9 protein-coding genes, 1 pseudogene and 1 other annotated feature are annotated in these 8991 nt (G+C 43.5%); of the genes and pseudogenes, 6 read left to right on the top strand and 4 right to left on the bottom strand.

The window, feature by feature from the left end; translation table 11 throughout:
• Positions 1 to 833 (top strand): annotated as a pseudogene (locus REC12_RS04640) (hypothetical protein); the annotation flags it as partial.
• A 556-nt stretch (positions 834 to 1389) separates the two neighbouring features.
• On the opposite strand, the gene REC12_RS04635 reads toward REC12_RS04640, so the two are convergent.
• The gene (locus tag REC12_RS04635; protein WP_308892647.1) at positions 1390 to 1767 is read right to left on the bottom strand and encodes a pyridoxamine 5'-phosphate oxidase family protein; all 378 of its coding nucleotides are present in this window, start codon (positions 1765 to 1767) and stop codon (positions 1390 to 1392) included.
• A 182-nt stretch (positions 1768 to 1949) separates the two neighbouring features.
• Between REC12_RS04635 and REC12_RS04630 the strand changes: the two genes are divergently transcribed.
• A complete protein-coding gene (locus REC12_RS04630; protein WP_308892646.1) occupies positions 1950 to 2453 on the top strand; it encodes an RrF2 family transcriptional regulator in 504 nt (167 codons plus the stop codon).
• Positions 2454 to 2553: 100 nt separating this feature from the next.
• Here REC12_RS04630 and REC12_RS04625 read toward each other — a convergent pair whose 3' ends face one another.
• From REC12_RS04625 to REC12_RS04615, 3 genes are all read right to left on the bottom strand, one after another.
• Positions 2554 to 3789: an MFS transporter gene (locus REC12_RS04625; protein ID WP_308892645.1), complete on the bottom strand. Its 1236-nt coding sequence runs from the start codon at positions 3787 to 3789 to the stop codon at positions 2554 to 2556.
• A 4-nt stretch (positions 3790 to 3793) separates the two neighbouring features.
• Positions 3794 to 4342, bottom strand: a complete 549-nt coding sequence (locus REC12_RS04620; protein WP_308892644.1) for a MarR family winged helix-turn-helix transcriptional regulator — start codon at positions 4340 to 4342, stop codon at positions 3794 to 3796.
• Between the two features lie 371 nt (positions 4343 to 4713).
• The gene (locus tag REC12_RS04615) at positions 4714 to 5118 is read right to left on the bottom strand and encodes a MerR family transcriptional regulator (RefSeq protein ID WP_308892643.1); all 405 of its coding nucleotides are present in this window, start codon (positions 5116 to 5118) and stop codon (positions 4714 to 4716) included.
• Positions 5119 to 5227: 109 nt separating this feature from the next.
• Between REC12_RS04615 and REC12_RS04610 the strand changes: the two genes are divergently transcribed.
• From REC12_RS04610 to REC12_RS04595, 4 genes are all read left to right on the top strand, one after another.
• Positions 5228 to 6058 carry an SDR family oxidoreductase gene (locus REC12_RS04610; RefSeq protein ID WP_308892642.1) on the top strand — a complete coding sequence of 277 codons (831 nt, stop codon included), beginning with the start codon at positions 5228 to 5230 and terminating at the stop codon, positions 6056 to 6058.
• Between the two features lie 162 nt (positions 6059 to 6220).
• Positions 6221 to 6463: a binding site (T-box leader), on the top strand.
• A gap of 43 nt (positions 6464 to 6506) precedes the next feature.
• A complete protein-coding gene (gene trpS, locus REC12_RS04605; RefSeq protein WP_308892641.1) occupies positions 6507 to 7502 on the top strand; it encodes a tryptophan--tRNA ligase in 996 nt (331 codons plus the stop codon).
• A 50-nt stretch (positions 7503 to 7552) separates the two neighbouring features.
• Positions 7553 to 8416, top strand: a complete 864-nt coding sequence (locus REC12_RS04600; protein WP_308892640.1) for an RCC1 domain-containing protein — start codon at positions 7553 to 7555, stop codon at positions 8414 to 8416.
• Positions 8417 to 8496: 80 nt separating this feature from the next.
• Entirely contained in the window at positions 8497 to 8823 is a 327-nt protein-coding gene (locus REC12_RS04595) for a YjcN family protein (protein ID WP_308892639.1), read from the top strand.
• Positions 8824 to 8991: the final 168 nt, after the last annotated feature.

Below are 8991 nucleotides of genomic sequence, written 5' to 3'. Positions count from 1 at the left end.
CAGAACCTATAACCCTTATTAATAATGATTCTCCGGCAAATACGAGAAGTTACTATCAGCAAAGAGTTGCCAATGCAAGCCATGTCTATGTATTTGGCGGAACGGGGATTATTCCCGATTCTGTAATAACTGATCTGAATTCGCCCAATACAACGAATGGAGATAGCCTAACTAAAACGTATAAGACTCTGAGGTTAAGCAATCTCACCAAAGTTGGGACAACTACTGCAACCTTTAAGTACCAGGTACTTGATGGAACGGGGCAAGACATTACGTCAAGCGTCCCGGCTACCCAGTTATCGGCCGTTGCCTCAGTAAGGTCATCAGTTACCCTAGATCCGAGCAAAGGCATAGGTACGATAACTTATAATTCTTCTTCAGATACTGATAAACCGGTTATTATTACGCTTGTTGACTTAACCACCGGCATAGTTGTAAGTCTTGATTCTTCTTCCGGCTCAGGCTCTTCCAGTTATACTGCTCCCATTACTGATCCGACACTTGAAAGCCCAAGCTCCAGTCAAACTTCAGATCAAAAGGTCAGTAAAATTACGATAAACTCAACTAAATTGGCGGTAGTCCCCTCTAATGGAACAGACAGGATGGGTTATGCAACATATATTGTGAATGATCAATACGGTGCTGATATTACAAGGTCATCTCTTGCCAATAATATTCAATTCAGTTCAAGTGTAGGCACAATTACAACAGAGCAAGGTATACTCAAATTGAAATTTTACCCAAACATTAATCCTGAATCACTTGCCAAAGTTACAATAACCGGTGTTGACTTAAATAGTGGAGTTGCAACAATTCAAACGTTACCTCTATAGAGAATATTAAGTTTTACATCCGTTAAGATTCGTTAACACAATTATAATTAAAGATCAGTAGATGTCGCCGGGCTTCAAAAATGGTTCTTTCTTTAATGGCCAGTACAATAGCAACTTCTCTAAAGACCCAGTTAGTCAGAAAAAACGGCTTAAAATAAGGCCGTTTTTTCTTTTCTTGTGCGCCCGGCACGGGCGAAGTCTAATGGGTGAAGGTCCCGAGTGCGGGTTGATAGTGCCAAGCACATAGCCAAAAGCAAGAGCGTCCAGCGCGGGGTGGAGTTTAGCTAAAAGCAGGAGTGATGGAAAACGGCGTAGTAACCGTGAAACGAGGAAGGAAGCCCATAAGGAGGACCTATTAGTCCCATTCTGGCTAATATTTTTTTGCATGCATTACGTTTTAAATCTATGGCTAAGGTGCGATATGGAGAGAAAACGAAACGTTCGATTGTCATAGATGAAAGGTTTTTATCCTGACAACGTATAAAAAACAAAACCCTGCCGGTCTTGCGATCAACAGGGTTTTGCTCTTGCAAGTCGCAAGTTCATCAAATGTCGGTTAGATTGTCTGTATTGCGTGATTGACGGTGATCTCTAAAACTGCCCTAATCCAGACAAACTTGTTCTTCATCATTTCAAACTCTTCACCATCTTTAATAAACCTGGCAGTACCCTTTATGAGAAATCCCGTACCCTTATTCATCTTGCCTTGGACTTCCCTGTTTCCAATCGTAAGTTGTACCTTATTATTTGCGGCAATGTTTTTTTCAGTTTTATGCATGAATCCGGCGGGGATTAACAATTTGTCATCTGAAGTCACGTGTACGTAACTGTTCCAGGTATTAACGACGTGAGGCTCATCTGCTCCTTGAGTTACTATCGCCACAACCCCGTCGGCAGGGTGCGATAATACTTCCAATAGTGTTTCGTTGATCATTTAGGATTGCCTCCTCTTTCAATTTTTGATTCCCATAAATAAGATATTACAGATAACTATTATCCACAATATAGATATTAACTTATGTTTGTATGCAAGTCAACAGAAATCTTGTCTAAAATATCTAAAGCGTGTATAGTCAATTTAATTAAACTATGTGGTTATCGGGGGAGGCAAGCACTTTGCAATTTAGCATAGGTGTGGAATATGCGTTACATTCTTTGTTTTACATGGTAGACCTACCCTTAGGGAAGGCCATTGGAGTTAGAGAATTAGCAACATTACAAGGAATATCTGAAACATATCTTTCTAAGGTTTTTACAAAATTGAGGAAAGCCGGCATCGTAAGAGCAATGCCAGGTGTTAATGGGGGCTATGAATTAGCTCGTAATTCGGAGGCAATTTCCCTATGGGATATTGTAGAAGCAGTTGAAGGTGCATCGCCAATATTCCAGTGTGCGGAAATCAGGCAGAACAATATCTTAGTTGACAAAAATGCAGCGCAGAATAACTTTGAAAAATGTCCTTGTCTAATAAAAGTTATCATGCTGGAAGCCGAGGAGCAAATGAGAAGATATTTAGCTGAAAGATCTTTAGCATGGTTAAATGAAGAAGCGAAGAAAGAATTCACGGAGGAAAAGAAGAAAGCAATCAATGCTTGGCTTAAGAATATTATATCAAAATAGTTAGCGGCATTATTTGATGTCTGAAAGAATGCAAACAACCTTTGAAATTCTTTGAGGGCTGAAAAGTAACCTAAGCTTAAACGAATAATACCGGGCAATTTCACAGTCTGCTTTCACATACCTGACTTAAATTATTGACATGCAAAAGGTCTGGGAACAGTTTCATCCATAGAATTGCAACAATTACTGTACCAATTCCTCCAATCAAAACAGCAGGAACAACTCCAAACCAAGCGGCCGTTAACCCTGATTCAAATTCGCCAAGCTGATTCGATGTACCTATAAACAGCATATTTATGGCACTTACTCTGCCTCGCATATGATCCGGGGTTTGCAATGGGATTAATGTAAAACGAACGACTCCGCTTACGACATCAGATGCCCCCAGTATTAAAAGTGCTGAAAGTGATAATACAAAGGAACTGGATATGGCAAAAATTGTGGTGGAAATTCCAAAAATGATTACCGCCATAAACATAATATATCCTTCATTTCTCTTTAAAGGCTTTTGAGCCAGGATGACGGACATTATCAAGGCTCCTGCGGCAGGTGCTGAACGCAATAAACCTAATCCCAAGGGTCCGATTTTCAAAATATTGCTGGCGTAAACAGGTAATAAAGCTGTTGCACCGCCGAATAATACGGCAAAAAGGTCAAGAGATATGGCCCCAAGTATAGCGGGTTTGCTTTTAATGAAAGATATTCCCCCAAAGATTGACCTTATAGTTACTGGTTCAGGTTTGGACGGTTCCTTTCTTATTGAAATGAAGAAAATAATCACACTTGTCGCCAAGGACAATAGGCCAACTATTGAATACATAACTGTGGGGCTTAGTACATAAAGGGCTCCCCCAATGGCCGGCCCTAGAATGATGGCCAATTGAGATATGGAGGTTGCTAAAGCAGCTACCCGTGGAAAAAGCTCCTTGCTGACAACATTAGGGAGCAAAGCTTGCATTGGCGGGCCTTGAAAGGCATTGGCAATACCGATAAAAAAGACAATACCGAGAATAGTCTCTTTAGTAAGCCAGCCGTTATGACTTCCGAAAGCAAGCAGGAAAATCCCTATGCTTTCTGCAATTTGGCTTAAACATATTATAAGCTTTCGATCATAACGGTCTGCGACATAACCGGCTACAAGAGTCAGCAAAAACATGGGCAAGAACTGGACTAATCCCACAAGTCCGAGATAAAAAGGTGTGTGAGTAAGTGAATACATTTGCCACCCTACGGCAACGGTCAGCATTTGAAAGGCAATAGTGGTCGAGGTACGGGCAATCAATAAAAGAGTTACGGATTTATTTTGCAATATAAGAGGAGCTTTGAAAGAGAACATGGTATTATTCACGCTCCTCCCGTTTGCTTTTCTTTAAAAACTCCGAGTAATATTCCTGTATGTCCGGATGGCTATCTTTATGGCGAATGTCATTATTGCGCATGTCCGCTTTAGGCACATACATTGCCTCCATAGTGGCACATAACTTTTCTGTGATTACAAGCATTTGTTCTTTTTCCTCCTCCGTCAAGGAGATGAAAATAGAATTTATAAAATCGCTTGTGGTGCCGACTAATGGCTCGGCAGCTTTTCTACCAGCCTCGGTCAGGTAAATACGCATGACACGTTGATCTTTTTCATCTTGTCTGCGGGTAATCAGTCCGGCTTGCTCCATTTTCGTGACCATTTCTGTCAAAGAAGACGGGCGAATGTCCAACTGTTCCACCAACTCTCTTTGACTGGCTCCATTATTCTTTAAAATTAAAAGGAGCAAATTAGCCTGTCCGCGGTAAAGCTCATGCTTTCCATGCATTTCAAGATGTACCAGACGAAACATCTGCCGGTACAATCTAAATAAAGCTTGGTATAAATCGTTTGAATCTGTTGATGACATATAGAAATTCCCCCTGTTAAAATAATTCTCAATTTATTTAGGAACCTAACTAATTTGAAGTATATTGCTCTTGTCTGGGGATGTCAAGGATTTATTTAGGGACCTAATAAAAAAGAGCAGTAGAATGCCGCGGTTCACCGCAGCATCCTACTGCTCTTTTAAAGCTCATAGTTTAGTAAATATCCTTTTGACGAATTAGAGACCAAGTTGTTGTACCGATAAAACGACTCCGAAAATTGCGGTCAATAAAGTCACTTGATTAAGACCTATAATGTTCAGTTATCCATTCCTGTTCGGAATCACCGTATCTGGTTTCAGTAGATATTTGTAACCTGATATCGGCTAATTCCTGAATCAAACCCCGGAACGAATTATTCGGAATGCCGAAGCTCTAATAAAGATTTAGCTTTTTCCGGGTCATTCATCAAAGCCATTCTGTATTCCAACATCCAGTTAAGGGTCCCAAGGATCTGATCCAATTTATCCTTCTTACCTTCGATCTCACTCATCTTGTGCTGAATCCATTCAATAACCTGCTCTTCGCTGCGCGTATTGGCGTCATGTTCCTGTAAAATTTCTTTCAGTTCGACTAGCGAACAGCCTACGCCCTGCAACTTTTTTATGAATTTCAGACGTTCGCTAGTCCCCTCTGAATAGTTGCGATAGTTATTTTTTTCTCTCCGGACGTGCCGGCTGTCCAACAAGCCTTCTTTTTCATAAAAACGAATTGTGTAGGCAGTTAAACCTGTCTTTTCCGCTAATTCACGAATCTTCATGTAAATCTCTCCCCGATATGACTTGCCTTACAGTTCACTCTATAGTTTATACTGCAATTGTTCAAGAAATAAGGCGATTATATAATGTAATTGTTAAGGAGGATATCCTATGCGTGTTTTCGTAACGGGAGCAACAGGCTACATCGGTTCTGTCGTTGTCCGCGAACTCATTGATGCCGGTCATAAGGTTACCGGTCTGGCCCGCTCAGACAATGGTGCTGCGGCACTGAAAGAGGCCGGGGCCGAGATGCACCGCGGTACTCTTGACGACCTCGACGCCCTTCACAACGCCGCTGCAGCAGCGGAGGGTGTCATTCACCTGGCATTTAAACACGACTTCTCAGATTTTGCCGGCGCACTTTCAACCGATCTGCGCGCTGTCCAGGCGATGGGTACGGCACTTGAAGGCTCCGGCAAGCCCTTCGTGATCACCGCCCACGCAAACGGAACGGCAGCGGAGAACGCGGCGATGGTGCTGACCGGGCGCGGGGTGCGGGCAGCCATCGTGGAGCTTTCTCCGTCCTTGCACGGCGAGGGCGATAAGGGCTTCGTACCGAGACTGATCACCATTGCCCGCGACAAGGGCGTCTCTGCCTATATCGGCGATGGGGCTAACCGTTGGCCGGCCGTACATCGTCTCGATGCCGCGCGCCTTTTCCGCTTAGCGCTGGAAGCCGCCCCGGCAGGGTCACGGCTGCAGGGGGCAGGTGACGAGGGCATACCCTTCCGCGACATCGCCGGTGTCATCGGTCGTCATCTGAACTTGCCGGTCGTCAGCATTTCACGCCAGGAAGCAGACGCCCACTTCGGCTTTATCGGCACCATTGCGGCGCTCGACATCCCGAGGTCAAGCGTAAAGACTCAGGAACTTTTGGGGTGGCGGCCAGTACACCCCGGATTAATCCCGGATCTTGAACAAGGCCACTATTTCAACAGTTAAGAAGAGGCTTCGGGGCATGCTCGTGACAAGCAAACGTTGAAGCAGGGTACATCCGCAACGGTCACGGATGTGTGGATAGTTGATTATCTGCGCTAGTAGAAGACAAAACTTGATTTAAGTGTATGAAAATGATAAACTACTTTTTAATATTATTAATAGTGATTAAAAGCGATGACAGAGAAGAGTAACTATTTAGGAAGCGTCAGAGAGCTGATGGCTGGTGAGAATCAGTGTGGACTAAATATTGAATGGCCTCTTGAGCAGCAACCCCGAAATGTTAGTAGGAGTTGACGTGATTACCCGCACGTTACAAAAGGTGCCGTATTATTTAGTACGGAAAAAGTGATTTAATATTATGCAATGTTAAATAAGTATGGGTGGTACCACGGTCCAATCGTCCCTTTGAGGATGATTGGGCTTTTTATTTTAGTTTAAAGGAGCGTTAGTTATGTCTATAATTTTTTCAGGTGTGCAGCCTAGTGGAACGATCACTTTAGGAAATTATCTTGGAGCCATGAGAAACTTTACAAACTATCAAAATGAGCATGAGTGCTACTTTTGTATTGTCAATCAACATGCAATTACGGTTTTTCAAGAACCAAATCAACTTAGGGAAAACATAAGAAATTTAGCCGCATTGTATTTGGCAATCGGTTTGGACCCTGACAAAGTAACCTTATTTATTCAATCCGAAGTACCTGAACATGTCAAATTGGGCTGGATTATGACTACCTTGTCAACTATTGGCGAGCTTGAACGGATGACTCAATATAAAGATAAATCGCAACGCCATGGAAATGGCGATTCCATCCCTGCGGGTTTGCTTACTTACCCGCCGCTAATGGCTGCGGATATACTGCTTTACCAAACTGACTATGTTCCGGTAGGAGATGACCAGAAACAACACATTGAAATAACCAGGGATTTGGCACAACGTTTTAACAGTCGTTATGGAGAAGCGTTTAAAATTCCTGCTATTCAGACTCAAGAAGTGGGAGCGCGAATTATGTCCTTACAAGAGCCAAAGAAAAAGATGAGTAAATCGGATGACAATTCCCTGGCTACTCTTTATTTGCTTGACGAACCTGAAATGGTTCTAAAAAAGATAAAGAAAGCTCAAACCGATTCGGAAAACAAAATCTACTACGATAAAGAGTTGAAGGCAGGCCTGGCGAATCTCATGGCTATATATGCTTTAATTACCAATAAGTCAACTGATGAAATCGAGCGACAATATGCCGGCAAGGGTTACGGACAATTTAAAAACGACGTAGCCGAAGCAATTATTGAAACGATACGTCCCATTCAAACCAGATATAAGGAATTTGTTAATAGTGACTACCTTGATCAAGTATTAACTGCCGGCGCGGCTAAAGCTTCTCAAAAAGCGGCGGCGACCCTTAATAAAGTTGAAGATCTAATGGGTTTATCAAGGAAATTTTGAGTTGGAAGACCAAGCTTTTTGACAGGGCCAGGCGCACTGGAGGTAGCGGAATGGACTTATATAAAGGCAAAGATACCATAGCCGCAGGTCGTCGTCATACCGTTGGTCTTAAATCTGACGGCACGGTGACGGCTGTGGGTGATAACAATTATGGCCAATGTGGTGTAAGCGGTTGGTGCGATATTGTGGCAGTCGCGGCTGGTAATGTTCATATGGCGACGAACACGGGTAGTGCTCATACCATCGGACTTAAATCGGACGGCACTGTGGCGGCCGTGGGTTGGAATAAGCATGGCCAATGCGATGTAAACGACTGGCGCGATATTATAGCGGTTGCGGTGGGTTGGCGCCGCACCATCGGGCTTAAATCAGATGGTACAGTGGTTGCTGCGGGTCGAAACAATGAAGGTGAATGCAATGTAAGCAGCTGGCGGGATATTGTGGCGGTTGCTGCGGGTGACTGGCATACTATCGCTCTTAAATTGGACGGCACGGTGACAGCAGCGGGTAATAATCGGTATCAACAATGCAATGTAAGCGGCTGGCGCGATATCGTGGCGCTTGGGGCGGGTTACCTGCATACTGTTGGGCTTAAATCGGACGGCACGGTGGTGGCTGTTGGCCGCAATAAGCAAGGAGAATGCGATGTAAGCGGCTGGCGCGGTATTGTGGCGATAGCGGCGGGTAGTCATCATACCATCGGCCTTAAGTCGGACGGTACTGTGGCGGCTGTGGGTTGGAATGAGCATGGACAATGTCATGTAAACGACTGGCGCGATATTGTGGCGGTCGCAGCGGGATGCGCTCATACTCTCGGTCTTAAATCGGACGGCACGATGGTTGCTGTGGGTGATAATGAATATGGCCAATGCGATGTAAGCGGCTGGCGTGGTATCCAGCTGCCCGGCAATTAGTTTCAATTTCTAGACTTATAGAACTAATAGAGTTACTATTAAGATAGTAAAATATTGGTTATACAGAGAAGGTGCATACTTTGCAAAAGAAGCTCATTGTTTTGGTCACTACGATAGCTATTTGCTGTATTTTCATAGGGTATGCCGCATCCCGGGCTTATAACGCCCCGCAAATGGCCATAAGAACCTATTTGTTTCTATCGGAGCACCCAATTACTGCTTTGACCACAGGAATTGTTGAAAATCAGTTTCAAGAAGAACTGGACAGAAATAGTCTGGAACTGCAAAACGCCAAAATTTATTACTTTACCAGACCTCCACTGTATGCTTCGGGCAATTATTTAATTAATTGTAAGGTAATAAAAAGAGGCTCTCAATACTATGTAGAGCCTTATGGTGAAGCATGATTCACTTTCACTTGCTTTAGGTGATGGTGCAGCAAGCAACATAAATACCAGTGCATCAGAATCTATCCCTGGGTCTGCCTTCAAACGATTTTAAACAGCTTGCGAATTTGGGAGGTAGGGCTACGGCTGTAGGGATAGTAAAAATTTGCAAATAAAGTAATCTATTTG

This window comes from Candidatus Desulfosporosinus nitrosoreducens (assembly GCF_030954495.1).
Lineage (GTDB): Bacteria > Bacillota > Desulfitobacteriia > Desulfitobacteriales > Desulfitobacteriaceae > Desulfosporosinus > Desulfosporosinus nitrosoreducens.
The sequence above is the reverse complement of the archived record's forward strand: the minus strand, read 5'-3'. Positions and strand labels throughout refer to the sequence as shown.

Bases quoted from the DNA above. Each gene is read 5' to 3' on its own strand.
- REC12_RS04635 (WP_308892647.1), bottom strand. From the start codon at position 1,767: ATGATCAACGAAACACTATTGGAAGTATTATCGCACCCTGCCGACGGG.
- REC12_RS04625 (WP_308892645.1), bottom strand. From the start codon at position 3,789: ATGTTCTCTTTCAAAGCTCCTCTTATATTGCAAAATAAATCCGTAACT.
- REC12_RS04620 (WP_308892644.1), bottom strand. From the start codon at position 4,342: ATGTCATCAACAGATTCAAACGATTTATACCAAGCTTTATTTAGATTG.
- REC12_RS04615 (WP_308892643.1), bottom strand. From the start codon at position 5,118: ATGAAGATTCGTGAATTAGCGGAAAAGACAGGTTTAACTGCCTACACA.
- REC12_RS04610 (WP_308892642.1), top strand. From the start codon at position 5,228: ATGCGTGTTTTCGTAACGGGAGCAACAGGCTACATCGGTTCTGTCGTT.
- trpS (WP_308892641.1), top strand. From the start codon at position 6,507: ATGTCTATAATTTTTTCAGGTGTGCAGCCTAGTGGAACGATCACTTTA.
- REC12_RS04600 (WP_308892640.1), top strand. From the start codon at position 7,553: ATGGACTTATATAAAGGCAAAGATACCATAGCCGCAGGTCGTCGTCAT.